This is a genomic window from Bacillus sp. AY3-1, assembly GCF_008368785.1.
GTDB classification, from domain to species: domain Bacteria; phylum Bacillota; class Bacilli; order Bacillales; family Bacillaceae_G; genus Bacillus_A; species Bacillus_A wiedmannii.
On sequence record NZ_QORZ01000033.1, the window covers coordinates 1 to 21,357 of the forward strand.

Here is a 21,357-nt window from a genome sequence, read left to right on the forward strand (position 1 = left end):
GGTCGCTCATTTGCGACTTCCTTATGTTAACATCTTCATTTTTCAATGTCAACTAAGTTTTTTAAATTTCTTTTTTATCGTCTTCTGCGTTTCCGCATCAGCGACGGTTATTAATTTATCATATAATAACCATTAACGTCAACACTTTTTAATAAAAAATTCTTTTCCTTACATAACGCATACACTCTTCTGCATTAGCGACTCTTCGAAACAAACAAAAAATGATTTTATATCTTTCTTCCATCGCCTTTTTTACAACGTCATGAATACGTTCATCTTGAAAATCAAATAACAGTTCTTCTAACTCTCTCTTCAATATGTATTCCATTTCTTTTTTCTCTTCTTTTGTTAACATAAACCCAAGCAAATCATCACCTCAATCATTTCTTACAAAGCAATAAACGTTACGCTCATTTTCACTTATCAAAATCCTATCATTCATTATATCCACTGCTTACGATATTAATCCTTTGTTCTCTTTTTAATATTTAAAGCATATATGTAACTGAAAAGGATTGGACAAAGGGGCGTAATATTATGTTTTTCTTTTTTATTACGAGTAAACGAGCTTTTAAACACATTAGCTTAATAGTGATACTTTCCTTATTTACAGCATGGCTTCTCTTTTTGAAAACATATTCACATGAATCTGCTTTTTCAACTGCGACAGGACCTAAAGTTATTTACAAAGGAGACACCTCTAAAAAACAAGTTGCATTCACGTTTGATATTAGTTGGGGAGACAAAAAAGCAATTCCAATCCTTGACACACTTAAAGAAAGAGACATTAAGAATGCAACCTTCTTCGTTTCTGCTGCATGGGCAGAAAGACACCCTGATGTTGTTGAACGCATCATAAAAGATGGACATGAAATCGGTAGTATGGGCTATAATTACACGTCCTACACTTCTCTAGAGGCAAATGAAATACGAAGAGATCTTTTACGAGCACAAGATGTTTTTACAAAACTTGGTGTGAAACAAGTCAAACTATTACGTCCACCTAGTGGAGACTTTAACAAAGCAACACTTAAAATAGCAGAATCACTCGGATACACCATCGTCCATTGGAGTAATAACTCAAACGACTGGAAAAACCCAGGTGTAAACAATATCGTTTCCAATGTCTCTACTAATTTAAAAGGTGGAGATATCGTCTTATTACATGCATCCGATTCTGCCCTTCAAACAAATAAAGCTTTACCACTGCTTCTGCAAAAATTAAAGAGTGACGGATATGAGCAAATATCGGTATCACAACTTATTTCTAACACAAGTACAAAAAGTAAAGATGTAAGGTAATTCTTTTCCCTCGTGCCTTCACACATAAAAAGCTCTACTACCTATCATTAAGGTAGTAGAGCTTTTTTCATCCCGATATTTATATTCGTACAACCACCCTGCATAAAAACTCAAAAATTTCTCTTACTTAAGCCGACTTACTCGCCTTTCCAATTAAACGATGTAATATAAGTAACTGATATGCATTACATAATAAAAGTGGTATCACCATTAAATACAACCAATCTGTGTCATTAATACGAAGCGCTGGCACCCACTCAAGAATTGTTACAACAACCATAAAGAACAAAGCGGGCACAAATGCCTTTCTATTCGTTTCTTTACTTTTTATGTAAGCAACAATCGCCCCAAACATAAATAATACACCTGCAACAAGTATGTTATTCCCTAACGAAACTTCCCCATTTGCAATCAATATGGATCTTAAATACACGAAATCAAATAAAACGAATGCAATAAAGAAGAGCTGGACTGCATTCCATAAAGAAGGTGACCTAAACATCCCCAGTCCAAAACGATGGATTGTTAAATAGGCAAAGAACCCCATTTGACTTATAACACTAAAAATAAATCCTACACCCATCAACCAGAAGGAAACTGCTAAAATCTCCTTTCCGTCGAAATTTTGAAAAAATTTAACGTACTTGTCCCACTCCAAAACAAATCCAATAATGACCGTGCTAATCCCACCAAGAAACAACGTCGTAAAAAACAGTCGTACCCACTTGCGGCTATTCACAACACATCCCCCATTATCCTTATATTTCTAATTAAATTGTATCAATGACAATTTCAAAAAGCTAGCCATGTTCATGTATAAATTCCTTAAAGATATTTATATTAAAAAGAGAGAACTGTGTTGAAAGGAGTTCCAACTTATGAAACGGATGCTGCTCATTTTGACTTCTTCTTTTCTATTTCTTGTACTTGTAGCATGTGCACAAGGAAAAGAAGCAAAGTCCGAACTTGATTACGATCAAACGAAGAAAATGATTGTTGATATTTTAAAAACCGATCAAGGTAAGAAAGCCATTCAAGATGTGTTAACTGATGAAAAAATGAAACAAGCACTCATACTAGATGAAACAGTAGTAAAGAAAACGATTGAAGATGCAATGGTATCCGACAAAGGGCAACAATTCTGGGAAAAGCTCTTTAAAGACCCTGAGTTCTCATCGAAATTCGCTAAAAGTATGGGAAAAGAACAAACAACCTTAATGAAAACATTACTAAAAGACCCTGAATACCAAGCAGGCGTTATAGAAATTATGAAAAACCCTGAAGTAGAAAAAATGATGTTACAAACAATGAAGAGCAAAGAATACCGCCAATATTTACAACAAGTACTAACCGAAACTGCCGAAAGCCCACTCTTCCAAGCTAAGATGATTGATATTATTAGTAAAGGTGTACAAAAGGCCGAAAAAAGTGGATCTGATAAAAAAGAAGCAGGCGGTGAAGGTGGTTCCCAAGACGGTAAAAAGGAGCAACAGTAAAAATAATAATTATAATAATGAGTGGACAATATATGTATCGTCCACTCATTATTATTTTATTTTTGCGCGACAGCTATTTTATCAATTACTGTCTCAGCTATCGTACGATAAATAAGACCTGTCGTATGTGTATCTTCATATACTGAAGGCGCAAAGTCATCTTTATTCCAATCAGGTTGTTGAAGCGGGATTCGGCCAAGTACTTCTGTTTGAAGTTCTGTAGCTAATTTATCTCCTCCACCTCTTCCAAACACATATTCTTTTTCACCAGTTGTTTTACTTTCAAAATACGCCATATTTTCAACAACACCAAGAATACTATGTTCTGTACGTAAAGCCATGGCTCCAGCACGCGCTGCCACAAATGCCGCTGTTGGATGTGGCGTTGTTACAATAATCTCTTTACAAGCTGGCAACATTGAGTGTAAGTCTAGCGCAACATCACCTGTACCCGGTGGTAAATCTAAAACTAAATAGTCTAAATCGCCCCACTCTACTTCTGTAAAGAAGTGATTTAACATTTTCCCAAGCATAGGGCCTCTCCAAATAACCGGTGCATTATCTTCTACAAAGAATCCCATTGAAATTACCTTTACACCTAGACGCTCCACTGGAATGATTCTATCCCCTCTTACAACAGGACGTTTTTCTATCCCCATCATATCCGGTACGCTAAAACCATAAATATCAGCATCAATGATACCAACCTTTTTACCTAGACGAGCTAAAGCAATAGCAAGGTTAACAGAAACTGTTGATTTTCCGACTCCACCTTTTCCACTCGCCACTGCTAAAAATGTTGTTTTTGAATTTGGTGACAATAAAGATTCAGTTTGCTCTTCTTCCTGTTCCGGTGCAAACTGAGCTAATTCCTCTTCTGTAAATTCTGCAAAGCGAAGCCCTACTGTTGCTGCTCCTAGTTCTTTTACTAATTTTACAATTCCAGATTGCAATTGCATTTGTTCCGCTGTACCGGTTTTTACAATTGCAATTTTAACACTTACATGTTCCTTCTCAGGCTTAACTGTTACCTCTTTAATTGCACCTGTTTCTTTTAACGTTTTATGTAAAAACGGATCTACAATCCCTTCTAACGCTTCCACTACTTGCTCTTTCGTTACCATAGTTAGCCCAGCCCCCTGTATGAAAAATAACGTAATGTTAATTAAATTTATCTCTCTTTATTTTTGAAATAAATGCGTTTACATTTCCAGTATAACATATTTTCGGAAAACTTCGTTAACGGGAGAAACTCAAAAAATCCTCCTTATTCTGGAGGATTCCCTTTTTCCGTGAAATAACGTAATATACCACGATATACTGCAGCCGCTACCTTTTGCTGATATTTCTCCGAATTTAACATATACCTTTCGTTTACATTCGATAAAAAGCCAGCTTCAATTAGAGCACCTGGTGTTTTCGTATACTTCAATAAATACACATGAGAAATTGTTTTAGCAGAACGATTCGTATTCTCTAAACTCGTTCTCAATTCAGCTTGTATAAATTTCGCAGCACGTTCATTTTCAACCGAAGAACGATAGTAGAACGTTTGTGCGCCTTTCGATCCACTACTAGTTAAAGCATTTAAATGAATACTCGCAAAAAAGTCTACATCAGGCTTATTAATAATCTCTACACGCTTTTTTAGATCCTCTGCTTTACGTCTACTATATGATTTTGTATCTTTCTGAGCTAAATCATAATCTCCCTCACGTGTTAAAATAACTAGTGCACCTTGTTCTTGTAAATAATCTTGTACCTTCTTTGTAATTTCAAGCGTAATATCTTTTTCTATAATATCTTTTCCACCAACAGCCCCTCCGTCTGGCCCACCATGCCCAGCATCCAATACAATCACTTTCCCTGATAAGGGTAAATTCCAAGCTCGCCACGATTTTGTAATTTGAAATTCTTGTTTGACTAAAAAAAACAAAACAACCGCAGCGAGTGCAAAAGAGATAATTCGAATTCTCTTCATACCTTTCCTCCTCCAGCTAGTCCCTCTAATTACTTATATGGGACAAGAGGAAAGTTTATGCTTGTCTTAATGAAGCTTTAATCGATATCTTCTTTCACCTTTTTCATATCCTTCCTGCCACCATAAGCCGATAAACTGCTGGCAGGATTCAAAAAGTAATTCCTCATCTTGTAACTTAATTTCCCGCATAGTCATGCTCGTTAAAAATTGGAATAGTGTTTCCGTTAATTGTTGCTCTTCTTCTAAGGCTCTATATTTCACATCAAAGAATGATTCACCATAATAACCAAACTTACTGTATCTCGCTCCTAATAAATACGATTCTATCCCTAATTCAATACAGTAATCTTCATACTGACGATGAAGTTCCTGCATCTGAAAGGCATCCCTAATATTTGAACGTAATGTTTTTAATGATAATTCTCGCAGCATCTTCCGTTCATATTTCAACTGCTTTTCTTTTTGTTTTTCTTGTAAGCTGACAATGACATTCATAGTACTTATAAACCTCCCTAATACGTATTAGTCTAAACTTCTAAAGAAGAAGCATACGCGAGAGAATAGCACTAAAATATTCCAAACTACAAAAATTACAAAAGAGGAATGAAACATAAAAAAACCCCAACCAAAATGGTTGGGGTTTGTAGTTCGCAAAAATTAACGTTTTGAGAACTGAGGTGCACGACGTGCGCCTTTAAGACCGTATTTTTTACGCTCTTTCATACGTGCGTCACGAGTTAATAGACCTGCACGTTTTAGTGTTAGACGGTATTCTGGATCAGCTTTTAATAAAGCGCGAGAAATACCGTGACGAATAGCACCAGCTTGACCAGTGTATCCACCACCATTTACGTTTACAAGTACATCGTAGTTACCTAAAGTTTCTGTTGCAACTAGAGGTTGTTTCACTACTTCACGTAATGCAGCAAATGGGATATAGTTTTCAAAATCACGACCGTTAATGATAACGCGTCCTTCGCCTGGAACTAGGCGTACGCGCGCTACTGAACTCTTACGACGTCCAGTGCCATAGTATTGAACCTGTGCCAAAGTAAGCCCTCCTTTAATTGATTATCCGCGAAGTTCGTAAACTTCTGGTTTTTGTGCTTGGTGTGGATGCTCTGCTCCAGCATACACGTTTAATTTCTTAGATACTTGACGTCCTAAACGTCCTTTTGGAAGCATCCCTTTAATTGCAAGCTCTAACATTTGTACAGGGTAGTTTGTACGCATTTCTAGAGCTGTTCTTTGTTTAAGTCCACCTGGGTGGTTAGTGTGACGGTAGTAAATTTTATCGTTTAATTTATTACCTGTTAAATGAATTTTTTCAGCGTTAATAATAATTACATGATCACCCGTGTCAACGTGTGGTGTAAATGTAGGTTTGTTTTTACCGCGTAAAATAGATGCTACTTCAGTAGATAGGCGACCTAAAGTTTGACCTTCAGCATCAACCACATACCATTTACGCTCAACTTCGTTAGCTTTTGCCATAAAAGTCGTACGCATGTGTTTCCCTCCTCGTTATCTTTTCCATAGAAAAAATCTATTGTTTATCTTAAACACGATTTCCTTCCGGGGCTAATCGTGGTTTTAGAAACAATACCATATGTTATGATATACTTTTGAGTTTCTAATGTCAAGCAAATGTTACACCAGGATTAGTTGTTATAGTTTACCTGCCATAAGTAAAGTCCATGACCTGGGGCCATCTTTCCAGCAAACTGACGATTTTGTTTCGCTAAAATCTCTGGAATGCTATCAGGATCAAGCTTTCCTTGCCCTACGCTAAGTAACGTACCAACAATAATTCTGACCATATTATATAAAAATCCATTACCTACAAAACGAAAAATTAATTCATCGCCTTGCTCAATTAACTCAATTTCATAAATCGTTCGCACTTTATCTTTTTTGTCAGTTTTTGCCGAACAAAAAGAAGTGAAATCATGCGTTCCTATAAAATAAGGAATCGCTTTTCTTATAGAGCTTATTTCGAGCGGATATGGATATTGATATACGTAATTTCTACGGAATACATCCGCAGTCTTTGATAATAATACACGATAACGATATTCTTTTCTCTCGACACAGTAACGCGCATGAAATTCTTCTGTTTTTTTCTCTACCTGTCTGATAACAATATCATCTGGCAACATTGTGTTTAATGCATTACTCCATTGCCACTCTTCAAGAGACAACGGTGTATCAAAGTGTATGACTTGTCCTTTAGCGTGAACAGTAGAATCCGTTCTGCCCGATGCCTGAACACGAACAAGTTCTCCTTTATGCAATTTCTGCAAAGCTTTCTCAATCTCTTGTTGAACAGTACGATGCTGCGGCTGAATTTGATAACCACAAAAATGCATGCCATCATATGCAACCGTACATTTTATTCTATCCATTTCTCTATTCTCCATTACGATCGCACCCATGCCAAAATACAAGCTAAACAAAGTAAGCTTATAATCGTTACTGTATCGCTTGTTTTCCAGCGTAGTTGCCTAAATTTAGTACGTCCTTCGCCATTTTGATACCCACGTGCTTCCATAGCAATTGCTAAGTCCTCAGCACGCTTAAAAGCACTGATAAATAGAGGAACGAGTAGTGAGATAATAGCTTTTATCCTATCTTTTATCGGTCCTCCTGCGAAATCAATACCACGTGAAGCTTGTGCCTTCATTATTTTACTTGTTTCATCCATTAATGTCGGAATAAAACGAAGAGAAATTGACATCATTAATGCGATTTCATGAACAGGAACTTTTATACGTTTCAACGGCTTTAATAACGTCTCCAAACCATCTGTAATCTCAATAGGTGTCGTCGTTAACGTTAATAATGTCGTCATTAAAATAATAACGAAGAATCGTATAGAAATGTATATCCCTTGCTCTAATCCTTTTTCATGTATCGAAAACCAACCAAGCTGGAATAGTACTTCCCCTTCTTTATTTGTAAAAATATGCAGGAAAAATGTAAAAAGAAAAATCCATAGAATTGGTTTTAAGCCCGAAAGTACATAACGAATCGGCACTTTTGCAAAAAATAAAGCAATGAGTGCATATAAAAATAAAAATCCATATGAAATCGCATTATTTGCTAAGAAAACAACAAATACATATAAAAAGACAATCAGCAGCTTCGTACGTGGATCAAGTTGATGAATAAGAGACTTCCCTGGAATATATCTTCCAATAATCAACTGCTGCATGATTCATGACCACCTTTTCGTAACACCTGCACAACTTCATGAGTAAGATCCTCTAAAGATAAGGTAGCCTTTGGGATTGAAATGCCAAACTTCTCTTCAATTGCACGTTTATACTTTAAAGACATAGGAAGATCCACGCCAATTTTCTCTAGTTCATCAGCATGTGAAAATACTTCCTCTGCACTTCCTTGCAAAAAGACCGTTCCTTTATGCATGACTACAATCTGCTCCGCATACTTAGCAGCATCCTCCATATTATGTGTTACTAGGATAACTGTAAGACCTTTTTCCTTATGCAGCTTATAAAACATCTCCATAAGTTCATTCTGCCCTTTTGGATCTAGTCCTGCTGTAGGTTCATCTAATACAAGCACTTCGGGTTCCATCGCCAATACACCCGCTATCGCAACACGCCTCATTTGCCCACCACTTAACTCAAACGGTGAACGTGTTAACAGTTCTGGCTCTAACCCTACAAGTTCAATTGCCTCTCTTGCCTTTTGCTTCGCTTCTTCTACAGATATCCCAAAATTAGTAGGGCCGAAACAAATATCCTTCTCCACAGTCTCTTCAAACAACTGATGTTCTGGGAATTGAAAGACAACCCCTACCTTTTTACGTAGTGGCTTTAGCTTTTTTTCTTTCTTTCCTGCCGAAATGAAATGTTCACCAATTTGAACTGTGCCATTCGTCGGCTGCAATAAACCATTTAAATGTTGAATCATCGTCGACTTACCTGAACCAGTATGACCGATAATGGCATAATAGCCCCCACTTGGAAACGACACGTCTACATCATAAAGTGCGCGTCTTTCAAATGGAGTTTTATATTGATAACGATGTTCTACTTTTTGGAATGTAATCTCCAAAGTTCGTTCACCAAGCTTTCCATTGTAAGATGCGTATTTTGCAAGAGAATTTCATTTCTTTTTAATAATTCTGCTATTTTCACTGAAAATGGTACATCTAATCCAATTTCTTGGAGCATATGAGAGGACTTGAAGATTTGCTTTGGAGTCCCTTCCTCTAATATTTCTCCCTTATTTAAAATAATGACACGATCTGATTGTGCCGCTTCTTCTAAATCGTGCGTAATTGATAACACGGTAATACCTTTTTGATTAACAAGTTGTCTAACCGTTTCTACTACTTCACGTCTCCCTTGAGGATCTAACATTGACGTTGCTTCATCTAATATCAAAATAGATGGCTGAAGTGCTAAAACGCCTGCTATTGCCACTCGCTGCTTTTGCCCACCAGATAACGAATGAGGTTCATCATTAAGAAAATCTTCCATACGGACAAGTTTGAGAGCCTGATTTAATCTTTCTACCATTTGCTCTCTTGGCATTCCGATATTCTCTAAGCCAAAAACAACGTCGTCTTGCACTGTCGTTCCAACAAATTGATTGTCTGGATTTTGAAATACCATCCCAATTTGTTTTCGAACATCCCATACCGTTTCCTCTGATAAAACCATTGTATCATTTACTGTAATAGTCCCTGCTTCCGGCAAAAACAAACCATTCAATAATTTTGCAAGTGTAGACTTCCCTGAACCGTTTTGTCCAATAACAGATACCCATTCTCCCTCATACAAGGCAAATGAAACATCTTTTAATGCATAAGTGGCTGCCCCAGGATATTGAAATGATATATTTTCTGTCCGAAGTTTCTCTTTTTTCAATACAAGGCACCCTTTCCTTCGCCAAGTTAGCCTATTTTTATATTTAAAAAAAAGGGCCATGACCAGTTTCTTGAAAAGAACTGTCCTGCCCTTTTAATTATCATTATACTAACTCGATAATTACCATTGGTGCTGCGTCTCCGCGACGTGGACCAATTTTTGCAATACGAGTGTATCCGCCTTGGCGCTCAGCATAGCGTGGAGCTACATCAGCGAATAATTTTTGAAGTGCATCTTGACCAGTCTCAGCGTTAGCTACTTCATTGCGAATGAAAGCTGCTGCTTGACGACGAGCGTGAAGATCTCCGCGTTTACCTAAAGTGATCATTTTTTCCACTACAGAACGAAGTTCTTTTGCACGAGTTTCTGTCGTTTGGATGCGCTCGTTGATAATTAAATCAGTAGCTAAATCACGTAACATAGCTTTACGTTGCGCACTTGTACGGCCTAATTTTCTGTATGCCATTCGTAGTTCCCTCCTTTGTTGATGGGTTTAAATCCTCAGTCGTCTTTACGTAAACCTAAACCTAATTCCTCAAGCTTATGTTTAACTTCTTCTAAGGATTTACGTCCTAAGTTACGAACTTTCATCATATCTTCTTCTGTTTTGTTCGCAAGCTCTTGTACAGTATTAATTCCTGCACGTTTTAGGCAATTATAAGAACGAACAGAAAGATCTAGTTCTTCGATAGTCATCTCAAGAACTTTCTCTTTTTGATCTTCTTCCTTCTCGACCATAATCTCAGCATTTTGTGCTTCATCAGTTAAACCAACAAAGATATTTAAATGCTCAGTTAAGATTTTGGCACCTAAAGAGATAGCTTCTTTTGGCCCGATGCTTCCATCCGTCCATACATCAAGCGTAAGCTTATCATAATTAGCCACTTGTCCGACACGTGTCTTTTCCACTTGGTAAGTCACACGTGATACTGGAGTATAAATAGAATCAATAGGAATTACTCCTATTGGTTGATCTTCGCTTTTATTTGCATCAGCTGGCGTATACCCACGGCCACGCTTTGCAGTTAAACGCATGCGGAAATGCGCATTTTTTGCTAACGTTGCAATGTGTAAATCTGGATTTAAGATTTCTACATCACTATCGTGAGTAATATCAGCAGCTGTGACAATACCTTCGCCCTGCACATCAATTTCCAACGTCTTCTCTTCTTCAGAGTAGATTTTAAGAGCTAACTTTTTCAAGTTTAAGATGATCGTCGTAACGTCTTCTACTACGCCCTCAACTGTTGAAAATTCATGTAATACGCCATCGATTTGGATAGCAGTAACAGCGGCACCAGGGAGTGAGGATAAAAGAATACGACGTAAGGAGTTACCCAAAGTAGTACCATATCCACGCTCAAGCGGTTCAATTACGAATTTACCATATTTAGCATCTTCGTTAAGTTCAACCGTTTCGATTTTCGGCTTTTCGATTTCAATCATTAACTAAACCCTCCTTCAAAACGTCGAAACCCCGGTTAAACAAAGGGATACCCCCTGTCTAACCGAAAGTCCCCCTTAGGCAGTTCCCGATTGTGCACAACAAGCGATGTTTCTGTACGAAATTTCTCGATAATGCATCATATCCATTATAGACAAAAGGGAAAATTCTATACAGAAAAATTACACACGACGACGTTTTGGTGGACGACATCCATTATGAGGAACTGGAGTAACATCTCTAATTGCTGTTACTTCTAGACCTGCAGCTTGAAGAGCACGAATTGCAGCTTCACGACCAGCACCAGGACCTTTAACAGTAACCTCTAAAGTTTTTAAACCGTGCTCCATTGCAACTTTAGCAGCAGCTTCAGCAGCCATTTGCGCAGCGAATGGAGTAGACTTACGAGATCCACGGAAACCAAGTGCACCAGCACTAGACCAAGAAAGTGCGTTACCATGAGTATCTGTAAGTGTTACGATTGTGTTGTTGAAAGTAGAACGAATATGAGCTATACCAGCTTCAATATTCTTTTTCACACGTTTTTTACGAGTGTTTGTTTTACGTGCCATTGTTAGTTCAACCTCCTTTACTTATTATTTCTTTTTATTTGCTACTGTACGACGTGGACCTTTACGTGTACGAGCATTGTTTTTAGAGTTTTGACCACGAACTGGTAAACCACGACGGTGACGAAGACCACGGTAAGAACCGATCTCCATTAGACGTTTAATGTTAAGAGATACTTCACGACGAAGGTCTCCCTCAACTTTAATACGATCGATGATATCACGGATACGTCCTAGTTCGTCTTCCGTTAAATCACGAACTCGTGTTTCTGAAGAAATACCAGCTTCAGTTAGAATTTTTTCAGCAGTTGTGCGACCAATGCCGAATACGTAAGTTAAAGAAATAACAACGCGTTTGTCTCGAGGAATATCTACACCTGCGATACGTGCCATTCTGAATGCACCTCCTTCTGATTAACCTTGTTTTTGTTTATGTTTAGGGTTTTCACAAATAACCATTACTTTTCCACGTCTACGAATAACTTTACATTTTTCGCAGATTGGTTTAACTGACGGTCTTACTTTCATGTCTCGAACCTCCTTAAAGATTACGGAGTGCTATATTATTTAAAACGGTACGTAATACGACCACGATTTAAATCGTACGGAGATAATTCTACCGTAACTTTGTCTCCTGGTAAAATACGAATGAAGTTCATACGGATTTTACCAGAAACGTGAGCCAATACGACATGCCCATTCTCTAATTCTACTTTGAACATAGCATTTGGCAACGTTTCAAGAACGGTACCTTCGACTTCAATTACATCATCTTTAGCCATTCAATAGTTCTCCCTTCTTCAAATCAGTAACATTTTACACTGCTCTGAAATCCCGGAGAGCCAGCTACTTATAAAGTGGTAAGGATTTCGTATCCTGCTTCTGTAAGAGCAATCGTGTGCTCAAAGTGTGCACACCATTTACCATCTACCGTTACCACTGTCCAGTCATCAGATAGTGTTTTTACATATCGTCTTCCTTGATTCACCATCGGCTCAACACAGATGACCATTCCCGGCTTTAATCTAGGGCCTCTATTTGGTGGACCATAGTGCGGGATTTGAGGGTCCTCATGTAAGTCTTGCCCGATTCCGTGACCAACATACTCCCTAACGATCGAGAACCCATTCTCTTCAGCATGGGTTTGAACCGCATGTGAGATATTTGATAATCTTTCGCCTGGTTTTACTTGTTCTAGACCAAGATACAACGATTTTTCTGTGACATCAAGTAGCTTTTGAACAGATTCAGAAATGTTTCCAACTGGATACGTCCATGCAGAATCCCCATGGTACCCATTGTATTTCGCACCAATATCGATACTGATGATATCGCCCTCTTCGAGCTTGCGCTTCCCTGGAATTCCGTGTACAAGCTCTTCATTTACAGAAGCACATATGCTCCCCGGAAATCCGTTGTATCCTTTAAAAGATGGCGTAGCACCATATTTTTGAATCGTCTTTTCCGCTATTTGATCGAGCTCTTTCGTTGTAATTCCTGGAGTAATATGCTGTTTCAACTCTTGATGAGTTAAAGCAACGATCCTGCCAGCTTCTCGCATGATTTCTATCTCGCGAGGAGTTTTGCAGATGATCATTACGCTAAGCCTCCGATGAGAACATCGATATCAGCAAATACTTTATTGATATCTTGCTCACCATTAATGCTTTGTAAGTAACCAAGCTCCTCGTAGAAATCAAGCAAAGGTTTTGTTTGCTTAATATTTACATCTAAACGATTTGCCACAGTTTCTTCATTGTCATCAGAGCGTTGATATAATTCGCCACCACATTTATCGCACACATCAGCTTTTGCTGGTGGATTGAATTCTAAGTGGTAAGTCGCACCGCACTCTTTACAAATGCGACGGCCTGTAAGGCGTGTTAATAACAACCCTGAATCCACATTAATGTTTAAAACATAGTCGATTTTTTTACCAAGATCTTTCATAATCTCTTCAAGAGCTGATGCTTGTGCAACAGTTCGTGGGAAACCGTCTAGTAAGAAACCTCTTACGCAGTCTTCTTGACTTAAACGTTCACGAACGATTCCGATTGTAACTTCATCTGGAACAAGTGCACCTTTATCAATAAAAGATTTTGCTTGTAGACCCATTTCAGTTTCAGCCTTCATAGCTGCACGAAACATATCTCCTGTTGAAATGTGAGGGATGTTATACTTGGCAACAATCTGTTCGGCTTGTGTACCTTTACCAGCACCAGGAAGCCCCATTAAAATTAAGTTCATCCTTGTTCCCCCTCAGAGTACATGAGCATGTAGGGAAGACAATTCTTCCCACTTACTCATTGCTTGATAAACCCTTTGTAATGGCGTTTTACCAGTTGACTTTCTAGCTGCTTCATTGTTTCTAAAGCAACGCCGACAACGATTAACATACTGGTTCCACCAATCTGTGCAGATGGAGGAAGATTTCCCAATTTCGTAAAGATAACTGGTAAGATTGCAATCGCTGCTAGGAAAATTGATCCTACAAAGGTCAAACGATACAAGATTTTTGTTAGATATTGTTCCGTATTCTTACCCGGACGAATACCTGGAACATATCCACCTTGTTTGTTTAGATTCTCTGACATTTGCTCTGGATTAACCTGAACAAACGCATAGAAATATGTGAAGGCTACAATGAGCGCAACATATATGATCATTCCCACTGGGTGAGAATAGTTAAAGTTTGCAATGATCCACTGCGATACATCATGATTCGGGAAGAACTGTGCAATAGTTGGAGGCGTAATTAAGAATGAAACAGCAAAAATGACTGGAATAACACCCGCACTATTTACCTTAAGGGGTAAATGTGTGTTTTGTGCTCCAGCATGATTCCCATTCCCTCCTGTTACACGCTTCGCATATTGAATTGGGATCTTTCTAACAGCCTGTTGAATGAAAATAACACCAACAATAACCGCTAGCACAGCTAGTAAGATCAATGCAACTTTAACGATACTCATGAACAATTGATCTCCGATATTTTGAAACTGTTGTTGATACACTTGAGATATAACACTTGGGATCGCTGCGGCAATACCGCCAAAGATAAGGATGGAAATACCATTACCTACACCTTTAGCTGTAATCTGTTCACCTAACCACATTAAAAATGCAGTACCAGCAGTCAGTACCGTAGCAATGTATAAATAAGTGCTCCAACCAGGATTCAAAATTAATTGCCCACCTACCATACCGTTAAAACCAATTGACATACCAAACCCCTGAATAAACGCAAGAACAATTGTAAAGTAACGCGTGAATTGCGTTAGTTTACGACGGCCCATTTCACCTTGCTTCGACCATTCCGAAAATTTAGGAACAACATCCATCTGCAATAATTGCACGATGATGGATGCTGTAATATACGGCATGATTCCCATCGCGAAGATGGAGAAGTTTTTCAAGGCGCCACCGCCAAATGTATTTAGGATACCTAAGGCATTTAATTGATCTTGTGCTTTCAGTACGTCTCCATTTGTAAATGGCACTGGGATAAACGTGCCAATTCTGAATACGATTAACATCGCTAAAGTGAATAATATTTTACGTCTTATCTCAGCAACGCGCATAAAGTTGGAGATTGTACGAAACATTAGATCACCTCAACTGATCCGCCAGCTGCTTCAATTGCTTCTTTAGCACTTGAAGAGAACTTGTGCGCTTTAACAGTTAATTTTTTCTCTACTGCGCCGCTTGCAAGAATTTTAACACCGTCGTTTAACTTGCTGATAACGCCAGTTTCCAGCAATAATTCAGGTGTTACTTCTGTACCATCTTCAAAACGATTTAACGTTGATAAGTTTACAATAGTAAACTCTTTACGGTTAATGTTTGTGAAGCCGCGTTTTGGTAAACGACGGAATAATGGAGTTTGACCACCTTCGAAGCCAAGACGAACACCGCCACCAGAACGTGCGTTTTGTCCTTTATGACCTTTACCAGCAGTTTTACCGTTACCAGAACCGATACCACGACCGACACGGTTACGTACTTTACGAGAACCTTCTGCAGGTTTTAATTCATGAAGTTTCATTCCCAGGCACCTCCTTATATTAATGAGTTATCCTTAAGCTTCTGTTACAGTTATAAGGTGAGAAACTTTGTTGATCATACCAAGAATAGCAGGAGTTTCTTCCTTAACTACAGTTGAATTCAACTTTTTAAGACCTAAAGCTTCTACCGTCGCACGTTGATCTTGTGGACGACCAATTACACTACGAGTGAGGGTAATTTCTAACTTTTTCGCCATTTGTTTTCCCTCCTTAACCTAGTAGCTCTTCTACAGATTTACCGCGTAATTTTGCAACATCTTCAGCGCGCTTAAGTTCGCTTAATCCGTTCACAGTAGCGCGAATCATGTTGATTGGTGTGTTAGAACCAAGAGATTTCGAAAGAATATCTTGTACACCAGCTAATTCAAGTACCGCACGAACAGGTCCACCAGCAATAACACCAGTACCTTCAGCAGCAGGTTTTAAGAATACTTCACCAGCTCCAAAATGACCGTTGATTGTGTGTGGAATTGTTGTACCAACTAATGGTACAGCGATTAAGTTTTTCTTAGCGTCTTCGATAGCTTTGCGGATTGCGTCTGGTACCTCTTGTGCTTTACCAGTACCGAATCCAACATGACCGTTTTTATCGCCAACTACAACTAGTGCAGCAAAGCGGAAACGACGACCACCCTTAACAACTTTCGCGACACGATTTATCGTAACTACACGTTCTTCAAGTTCTAATTTACTTGGGTCAATGCGATGCATCAATTTTCCCTCCTTTGACCATTAAAATTGTAATCCAGCCTCACGAGCAGCCTCAGCTAGAGCTTTAACACGGCCATGGTATAAGTAACCACCGCGATCGAATACTACTTCTTTAACGCCTTTCTCTACAGCACGCTTAGCAACTGATTCTCCTACTTTCGTAGCAGCTTCAGTATTGCTAGTACCGTTAAGAGCAAGGTCTTTATCAAGAGTAGATGCACTTACTAACGTTACACCATTTACATCATCAATAACTTGAGCGTAAATATGTTGGTTAGAACGGAACACGTTTAAACGTGGACGTTCTGCAGTACCAGTAAGTTTAGCACGTACACGTGCATGTCTTTTCTTACGAGTCGCATTTTTATCAGCTTTAGTGATCATTCTTGTCACTCCTTTCTCTCACCTAACGGGTTTACTTAGCAGTTTTACCTTCTTTACGACGAACAACTTCGCCTTCGTAACGAATACCTTTACCTTTATAAGGCTCAGGAGCACGTACAGCACGGATGTTAGCAGCAAATTCGCCAACACGTTGCTTGTCGATACCTTTGATTACGATTTTAGTTGGTACAGGTACTTCAACTTCAAGACCTGCTTCCGGAGTCATTTCTACTGGATGAGAATAACCTACGCTTAATACAAGTTTATCTCCTTGTTTTTGAGCACGGTAACCAACACCGACTAATTCAAGTCCGCGTGCGAAACCTGTAGTTACACCTTCAACCATGTTTCCGATTAAAGCACGAGTTGTACCGTGTAATGCACGGTGTTCCTTCTGTTCAGATGGACGCTCAACTGTTAGTGTATTTTCTTCAATTTTGATAGACATATCAGCATTGAATTTACGAGTTAATTCACCTTTAGGGCCTTTTACTGCTACAGTATTGTCTTCTGCAATTGTAATAGTAACACCTGCAGGGATTTCAAGAATCTTTTTACCAATACGAGACATGTGGTCACACCTCCGTTCGTTTTAAATATATATTACCAAACGTATGCTACTACTTCTCCACCAGTTTGTAATTGACGAGCGTCTTTGTCTGTCATTACTCCCTTAGATGTAGAAACAAGAGCGATACCTAATCCGTTAAGTACACGTGGTACTTCATCAGCTTTAGCGTAAACGCGTAAGCCAGGTTTACTGATACGTTTTAATCCAGTGATTACACGTTCATTGTTTGCACCATATTTCAGGAAAATACGAAGGATACCTTGTTTGTTATCCTCGATGTATTCTACATCACGAATGAAACCTTCACGTTTTAAAAGTTCAGCGATCTCTTTTTTGATTTTAGAAGCAGGAACCTCTAATTTCTCATGACGTACCATGTTCGCATTACGGATGCGAGTAAGCATGTCTGCAATTGGATCTGTCATCACCATGTGTTTTACCTCCTTCCCATTTGTGGGTTTTACCAACTAGCTTTTTTAACACCAGGAATTTGACCTTTATATGCAAGTTCACGGAAACAAATACGGCAAAGCTTAAATTTGCGGTATACAGAATGCGGACGACCGCAGCGTTCGCAACGTGTATACTCTTGTACTTTAAACTTAGGAGTACGCTTTTGTTTCGCTATCATAGATTTTTTAGCCACGTTTTCGCCTCCTCTACTTAGCGTTGGTTTCCATTATTTTTGGAATGGCATACCGAATTGTGTTAAAAGTTCACGAGCTTCTTCATCAGTTTTCGCTGTAGTAACGATTACGATGTCCATACCGCGGACTTTGCTTACTTTATCATAATCAATCTCAGGGAAGATAAGTTGCTCTTTAACACCTAATGTGTAGTTCCCACGACCATCGAATGATTTCTTAGAAACACCACGGAAATCACGTACACGTGGTAAAGAAACTGATACTAATTTGTCGAAGAACTCATACATTTGCTCGCCGCGTAAAGTTACTTTCGCACCGATTGGCATACCTTCACGAAGACGGAAACCAGCGATTGATTTTTTAGCACGAGTTACAACAGGTTTTTGACCTGCGATTTGTGTTAATTCTTCTACTGCATTGTCTAAAGCTTTTGAGTTAGATACCGCGTCACCAACACCAGTGTTGATTACGATCTTTTCGATTTTCGGTACTTCCATCACAGATTTATAGTTAAACTTGCTCACTAGAGCAGGAGTAATTTCCTTTTGGAACTTCTCTTTAAGGCGATTCAATGAAGTGACCTCCTTTCTTAAGAAAATTATTTATCTAATAATTCACCAGATTTTTTTGCAATACGAACTTTTTTACCATCTTCTACTTTGAAGCCTACGCGAGTAGGTTCACCTGTTTTCGGATCTAAAACCATAACGTTAGAAACGTGAATAGGTGCTTCTTTAGTAATAATTCCACCTTGTGGATTTAATTGAGATGGCTTAGAGTGTTTTTTAACGATGTTAACACCCTCAACGATAACACGGTTTTGCTTTGGGAAAGCCACAAGGATAACGCCTTGTTTTCCTTTGTCTTTTCCAGTGATTACCTGTACTTTATCACCTTTTTTTACATGCATCTTAATTCTGCACCTCCTTAGCAAGGCAATACCTTAAATTATAGAACTTCTGGAGCTAAAGAAACGATCTTCATGAAGTTGCTATCACGTAATTCACGAGCTACTGGTCCGAAGATACGAGTACCACGTGGGCTCTTATCGTCTTTGATGATAACCGCTGCGTTTTCATCAAATTTGATATAAGAACCGTCCGGACGACGAGCTCCGCTCTTCGTACGTACCACTACTGCTTTAACAACGTCACCTTTTTTAACAACGCCACCTGGTGTTGCTTGTTTTACCGTAGCAACGATAATGTCACCAATGTTAGCATATTTACGACCAGAGCCGCCTAATACTTTAATTGTTAAAAGTTCACGTGCACCAGAGTTGTCAGCAACTTTCAAACGAGATTCTTGTTGGATCATGTTATGAAACCTCCCTTCGGACTAAAAATTCCGATTCGTCTATTTAGATAATAACCGCTTCTTCAACGATTTCAACTAAACGGAAACGCTTAGTAGCAGAAAGCGGGCGAGTTTCCATGATTTTAACGATATCGCCAAGTTTCGCTTGGTTTTGCTCATCATGGGCTTTGTACTTCTTAGAATACTTAACACGTTTTCCGTACAAGGAATGAGTTTTGTAAGTTTCAACTAAAACTGTAATCGTTTTGTCCATTTTGTCAGACACAACACGACCAGTATAAACTTTGCGTTGGTTACGTTCGCTCACTATGCAAACCTCCCCTCAATTTATCGATTAATTCCGATCTCTCTTTCACGAACTACAGTTTTCATACGAGCAATTGCTTTACGCACTTCACGAATGCGAGTTGGATTCTCTAATTGTCCTGTAGCAAGTTGGAAGCGAAGATTGAACAATTCTTCCTTTAAAGCTTTAACTTTTGTTTCGATTTCGGCAGTGGTTAATTCACGAATATCATTAGTTTTCATTAGATTCACCACCATTTTCTTCACGTTTTACGAATTTACATTTCACAGGTAACTTGTGAGCTGCAAGACGTAATGCTTCGCGTGCTACCTCTTCAGATACACCCGCGATTTCGAACATAATTTTCCCAGGTTTTACTACTGCTACCCAGCCTTCTGGTGCCCCTTTACCGGAACCCATACGTACTTCTAGAGGTTTTGCAGTGTAAGGTTTAGAAGGGAAAATTTTAATCCATACTTTACCGCCACGTTTCATGTAACGAGTCATTGCACGACGAGCAGCTTCGATTTGACGGTTTGTAATCCATGAAGCAGCTTGTGCTTGTAAACCGAATTCACCGAAAGCAATTTCAGTTCCACCTTTTGCACGACCACGCATTTTACCACGATGCTCTCTACGATATTTTACGCGTTTTGGCATTAACATATTATTTTCCTCCTTCCTCAGAAGCTTTCTTTTTTGTAGGAAGGACTTCTCCACGGTAGATCCATACTTTTACGCCTAATTTACCGTATGTTGTATCAGCTTCAACTGCTGCATAGTCAATATCAGCGCGAAGTGTATGAAGTGGAACAGTTCCTTCACTGTAAGATTCTGCACGAGCGATATCAGCTCCGCCAAGACGACCAGAAACCTGTGTTTTAATACCTTTAGCACCTGCACGCATAGCACGTTGAATAACTTGCTTTTGTGCACGACGGAATGATACACGGTTTTCTAATTGACGAGCGATGTTTTCGCCTACTAATTTAGCGTTAAGATCAGCTCTCTTAACTTCTAAAATGTTGATGTGTACACGCTTGCCTGTTAATTGGTTAAGAGCTTTACGAAGTGCTTCAACTTCAGTACCACCTTTACCAATTACCATACCAGGTTTTGCAGTGTGAATTGTAACATTTACACGATTTGCTGCACGTTCGATTTCTACTTTAGCAACAGCAGAATCTTTTAAGCGTACAGTAATGTACTCACGGATTTTGATGTCTTCATGTAGTAATGTAGCATAATCTTTCTCTGCGAACCAACGAGATTCCCAGTCACGGATAACGCCGACACGAAGACCAATTGGATTAACCTTTTGACCCATCGATTATCCCTCCTTCTTTTCTGATACCACAACTGTAATGTGGCTTGTGCGTTTGTTAATTTGGCTTGCACGACCCATTGCACGTGGACGGAAACGTTTCAACGTTGGACCTTCGTCAACGAAAACTTTTTCAACAACTAGGTTGTTAATATCCATCTCATAATTGTGCTCTGCATTTGCGATTGCAGATTTTAAAACTTTCTCTACAACTGGAGAAGCAGTTTTTGGTGTGTGGTTAAGGATAGCAATCGCTTCACCCACTTGCTTACCTCGGATTAAGTCTACTACTAAACGAACTTTACGAGGAGCAATACGAACTGTTCTCGCTACTGCTTTAGCTTGCATTGAAGTGCCTCC

37 protein-coding genes are annotated in these 21,357 nt (G+C 38.9%); 2 read left to right on the forward strand and 35 right to left on the reverse strand.

Going from position 1 to position 21,357, the window contains the following annotated elements; genetic code table 11:
* Window positions 1–148 precede the first annotated feature (148 nt).
* Entirely contained in the window at window positions 149–367 is a 219-nt protein-coding gene (locus DN389_RS26500) for a hypothetical protein (protein WP_088121100.1), read from the reverse strand.
* Between the two features lie 170 nt (window positions 368–537).
* Between DN389_RS26500 and pdaB the strand changes: the two genes are divergently transcribed.
* A complete protein-coding gene (pdaB, locus tag DN389_RS26505; protein WP_000464699.1) occupies window positions 538–1,302 on the forward strand; it encodes a polysaccharide deacetylase family sporulation protein PdaB in 765 nt (254 codons plus the stop codon).
* A 127-nt stretch (window positions 1,303–1,429) separates the two neighbouring features.
* On the opposite strand, the gene kbaA is transcribed toward pdaB, so the two are convergent.
* Window positions 1,430–2,041 carry a KinB signaling pathway activation protein KbaA gene (kbaA, locus tag DN389_RS26510; RefSeq protein WP_001088512.1) on the reverse strand — a complete coding sequence of 204 codons (612 nt, stop codon included), beginning with the start codon at window positions 2,039–2,041 and terminating at the stop codon, window positions 1,430–1,432.
* 139 nt (window positions 2,042–2,180) lie between these two features.
* Here kbaA and gerD point away from each other — a divergent pair, with 139 nt between their 5' ends.
* Window positions 2,181–2,798 (forward strand): spore germination protein GerD, encoded by a 618-nt coding sequence (gene gerD, locus DN389_RS26515; protein WP_046953858.1) that lies wholly within the window; start codon window positions 2,181–2,183, stop codon window positions 2,796–2,798.
* A gap of 56 nt (window positions 2,799–2,854) precedes the next feature.
* On the opposite strand, the gene DN389_RS26520 is transcribed toward gerD, so the two are convergent.
* From DN389_RS26520 to rplV, 33 genes are all read right to left on the reverse strand, one after another.
* Entirely contained in the window at window positions 2,855–3,922 is a 1,068-nt protein-coding gene (locus DN389_RS26520; protein WP_000256609.1) for an Mrp/NBP35 family ATP-binding protein, read from the reverse strand.
* Window positions 3,923–4,065: 143 nt separating this feature from the next.
* Window positions 4,066–4,779 carry an N-acetylmuramoyl-L-alanine amidase CwlD gene (gene cwlD / locus DN389_RS26525; RefSeq protein ID WP_149237768.1) on the reverse strand — a complete coding sequence of 238 codons (714 nt, stop codon included), beginning with the start codon at window positions 4,777–4,779 and terminating at the stop codon, window positions 4,066–4,068.
* Between the two features lie 66 nt (window positions 4,780–4,845).
* Window positions 4,846–5,274 carry a YbaK family protein gene (locus DN389_RS26530; protein ID WP_001101006.1) on the reverse strand — a complete coding sequence of 143 codons (429 nt, stop codon included), beginning with the start codon at window positions 5,272–5,274 and terminating at the stop codon, window positions 4,846–4,848.
* 162 nt (window positions 5,275–5,436) lie between these two features.
* Window positions 5,437–5,829 carry a 30S ribosomal protein S9 gene (rpsI, locus tag DN389_RS26535; protein WP_000079986.1) on the reverse strand — a complete coding sequence of 131 codons (393 nt, stop codon included), beginning with the start codon at window positions 5,827–5,829 and terminating at the stop codon, window positions 5,437–5,439.
* A 21-nt stretch (window positions 5,830–5,850) separates the two neighbouring features.
* Window positions 5,851–6,288: a 50S ribosomal protein L13 gene (gene rplM, locus DN389_RS26540; protein ID WP_001260795.1), complete on the reverse strand. Its 438-nt coding sequence runs from the start codon at window positions 6,286–6,288 to the stop codon at window positions 5,851–5,853.
* A gap of 152 nt (window positions 6,289–6,440) precedes the next feature.
* A complete protein-coding gene (gene truA / locus DN389_RS26545) occupies window positions 6,441–7,184 on the reverse strand; it encodes a tRNA pseudouridine(38-40) synthase TruA (RefSeq protein WP_149237769.1) in 744 nt (247 codons plus the stop codon).
* 14 nt (window positions 7,185–7,198) lie between these two features.
* The gene (locus DN389_RS26550; RefSeq protein ID WP_001186519.1) at window positions 7,199–7,993 is read right to left on the reverse strand and encodes an energy-coupling factor transporter transmembrane component T family protein; all 795 of its coding nucleotides are present in this window, start codon (window positions 7,991–7,993) and stop codon (window positions 7,199–7,201) included.
* Window positions 7,981–8,862: an energy-coupling factor ABC transporter ATP-binding protein gene (locus DN389_RS26555; protein ID WP_000406512.1), complete on the reverse strand. Its 882-nt coding sequence runs from the start codon at window positions 8,860–8,862 to the stop codon at window positions 7,981–7,983. Before DN389_RS26555 ends, DN389_RS26550 begins: the two co-directional genes overlap by 13 nt.
* Window positions 8,838–9,680 (reverse strand): energy-coupling factor ABC transporter ATP-binding protein, encoded by an 843-nt coding sequence (locus DN389_RS26560; RefSeq protein WP_137035281.1) that lies wholly within the window; start codon window positions 9,678–9,680, stop codon window positions 8,838–8,840. Before DN389_RS26560 ends, DN389_RS26555 begins: the two co-directional genes overlap by 25 nt.
* Window positions 9,681–9,783: 103 nt before the next feature.
* Window positions 9,784–10,146 carry a 50S ribosomal protein L17 gene (gene rplQ / locus DN389_RS26565; RefSeq protein WP_000331490.1) on the reverse strand — a complete coding sequence of 121 codons (363 nt, stop codon included), beginning with the start codon at window positions 10,144–10,146 and terminating at the stop codon, window positions 9,784–9,786.
* 35 nt (window positions 10,147–10,181) lie between these two features.
* Window positions 10,182–11,126 (reverse strand): DNA-directed RNA polymerase subunit alpha, encoded by a 945-nt coding sequence (locus DN389_RS26570; RefSeq protein ID WP_000569644.1) that lies wholly within the window; start codon window positions 11,124–11,126, stop codon window positions 10,182–10,184.
* Window positions 11,127–11,306: 180 nt separating this feature from the next.
* Window positions 11,307–11,696 (reverse strand): 30S ribosomal protein S11, encoded by a 390-nt coding sequence (gene rpsK / locus DN389_RS26575; protein WP_000101797.1) that lies wholly within the window; start codon window positions 11,694–11,696, stop codon window positions 11,307–11,309.
* A 24-nt stretch (window positions 11,697–11,720) separates the two neighbouring features.
* The gene (gene rpsM / locus DN389_RS26580) at window positions 11,721–12,086 is read right to left on the reverse strand and encodes a 30S ribosomal protein S13 (protein WP_000090790.1); all 366 of its coding nucleotides are present in this window, start codon (window positions 12,084–12,086) and stop codon (window positions 11,721–11,723) included.
* A gap of 21 nt (window positions 12,087–12,107) precedes the next feature.
* A complete protein-coding gene (gene rpmJ / locus DN389_RS26585) occupies window positions 12,108–12,221 on the reverse strand; it encodes a 50S ribosomal protein L36 (RefSeq protein ID WP_000868344.1) in 114 nt (37 codons plus the stop codon).
* 35 nt (window positions 12,222–12,256) lie between these two features.
* Window positions 12,257–12,475 carry a translation initiation factor IF-1 gene (gene infA, locus DN389_RS26590; RefSeq protein WP_001029884.1) on the reverse strand — a complete coding sequence of 73 codons (219 nt, stop codon included), beginning with the start codon at window positions 12,473–12,475 and terminating at the stop codon, window positions 12,257–12,259.
* Between the two features lie 68 nt (window positions 12,476–12,543).
* Complete coding sequence (map, locus tag DN389_RS26595; protein ID WP_000582534.1) at window positions 12,544–13,290, reverse strand: type I methionyl aminopeptidase; 747 nt, start codon at window positions 13,288–13,290, stop codon at window positions 12,544–12,546.
* Window positions 13,290–13,940, reverse strand: a complete 651-nt coding sequence (locus tag DN389_RS26600; protein ID WP_001048998.1) for an adenylate kinase — start codon at window positions 13,938–13,940, stop codon at window positions 13,290–13,292. The genes map and DN389_RS26600 overlap by 1 nt, the downstream gene beginning before the upstream one ends.
* A 56-nt stretch (window positions 13,941–13,996) precedes the next feature.
* Window positions 13,997–15,298, reverse strand: coding sequence for a preprotein translocase subunit SecY (gene secY, locus DN389_RS26605; protein WP_000490119.1), 1,302 nt, complete (start codon window positions 15,296–15,298; stop codon window positions 13,997–13,999).
* Entirely contained in the window at window positions 15,298–15,738 is a 441-nt protein-coding gene (gene rplO, locus DN389_RS26610; RefSeq protein WP_000766083.1) for a 50S ribosomal protein L15, read from the reverse strand. Before rplO ends, secY begins: the two co-directional genes overlap by 1 nt.
* A 33-nt stretch (window positions 15,739–15,771) precedes the next feature.
* Entirely contained in the window at window positions 15,772–15,954 is a 183-nt protein-coding gene (gene rpmD, locus DN389_RS26615; RefSeq protein WP_001085232.1) for a 50S ribosomal protein L30, read from the reverse strand.
* Window positions 15,955–15,967: 13 nt separating this feature from the next.
* Window positions 15,968–16,468 (reverse strand): 30S ribosomal protein S5, encoded by a 501-nt coding sequence (rpsE, locus tag DN389_RS26620; RefSeq protein ID WP_000554646.1) that lies wholly within the window; start codon window positions 16,466–16,468, stop codon window positions 15,968–15,970.
* A gap of 21 nt (window positions 16,469–16,489) precedes the next feature.
* Window positions 16,490–16,852 (reverse strand): 50S ribosomal protein L18, encoded by a 363-nt coding sequence (gene rplR / locus DN389_RS26625; RefSeq protein WP_000628818.1) that lies wholly within the window; start codon window positions 16,850–16,852, stop codon window positions 16,490–16,492.
* A 31-nt stretch (window positions 16,853–16,883) separates the two neighbouring features.
* Entirely contained in the window at window positions 16,884–17,423 is a 540-nt protein-coding gene (rplF, locus tag DN389_RS26630; protein ID WP_000086550.1) for a 50S ribosomal protein L6, read from the reverse strand.
* Window positions 17,424–17,455: 32 nt separating this feature from the next.
* On the reverse strand, window positions 17,456–17,854 hold the full coding sequence (gene rpsH / locus DN389_RS26635) for a 30S ribosomal protein S8 (RefSeq protein WP_000245511.1): 399 nt from the start codon (window positions 17,852–17,854) through the stop codon (window positions 17,456–17,458).
* 29 nt (window positions 17,855–17,883) lie between these two features.
* A complete protein-coding gene (gene rpsN, locus DN389_RS26640) occupies window positions 17,884–18,069 on the reverse strand; it encodes a 30S ribosomal protein S14 (protein WP_001085700.1) in 186 nt (61 codons plus the stop codon).
* A gap of 33 nt (window positions 18,070–18,102) precedes the next feature.
* Window positions 18,103–18,642: a 50S ribosomal protein L5 gene (rplE, locus tag DN389_RS26645; protein WP_001080829.1), complete on the reverse strand. Its 540-nt coding sequence runs from the start codon at window positions 18,640–18,642 to the stop codon at window positions 18,103–18,105.
* A gap of 26 nt (window positions 18,643–18,668) precedes the next feature.
* The gene (gene rplX / locus DN389_RS26650; RefSeq protein ID WP_000558201.1) at window positions 18,669–18,980 is read right to left on the reverse strand and encodes a 50S ribosomal protein L24; all 312 of its coding nucleotides are present in this window, start codon (window positions 18,978–18,980) and stop codon (window positions 18,669–18,671) included.
* A gap of 38 nt (window positions 18,981–19,018) precedes the next feature.
* On the reverse strand, window positions 19,019–19,387 hold the full coding sequence (gene rplN, locus DN389_RS26655) for a 50S ribosomal protein L14 (protein ID WP_000615912.1): 369 nt from the start codon (window positions 19,385–19,387) through the stop codon (window positions 19,019–19,021).
* A 43-nt stretch (window positions 19,388–19,430) separates the two neighbouring features.
* Complete coding sequence (gene rpsQ / locus DN389_RS26660; RefSeq protein WP_000004106.1) at window positions 19,431–19,694, reverse strand: 30S ribosomal protein S17; 264 nt, start codon at window positions 19,692–19,694, stop codon at window positions 19,431–19,433.
* Between the two features lie 20 nt (window positions 19,695–19,714).
* Complete coding sequence (gene rpmC, locus DN389_RS26665) at window positions 19,715–19,915, reverse strand: 50S ribosomal protein L29 (RefSeq protein ID WP_000855718.1); 201 nt, start codon at window positions 19,913–19,915, stop codon at window positions 19,715–19,717.
* Window positions 19,905–20,339: a 50S ribosomal protein L16 gene (gene rplP / locus DN389_RS26670; RefSeq protein WP_000928969.1), complete on the reverse strand. Its 435-nt coding sequence runs from the start codon at window positions 20,337–20,339 to the stop codon at window positions 19,905–19,907. Before rplP ends, rpmC begins: the two co-directional genes overlap by 11 nt.
* Window position 20,340: 1 nt before the next feature.
* Complete coding sequence (gene rpsC, locus DN389_RS26675; RefSeq protein ID WP_000529958.1) at window positions 20,341–21,000, reverse strand: 30S ribosomal protein S3; 660 nt, start codon at window positions 20,998–21,000, stop codon at window positions 20,341–20,343.
* A 3-nt stretch (window positions 21,001–21,003) separates the two neighbouring features.
* Complete coding sequence (rplV, locus tag DN389_RS26680; protein ID WP_001148024.1) at window positions 21,004–21,345, reverse strand: 50S ribosomal protein L22; 342 nt, start codon at window positions 21,343–21,345, stop codon at window positions 21,004–21,006.
* Window positions 21,346–21,357 lie beyond the last annotated feature (12 nt).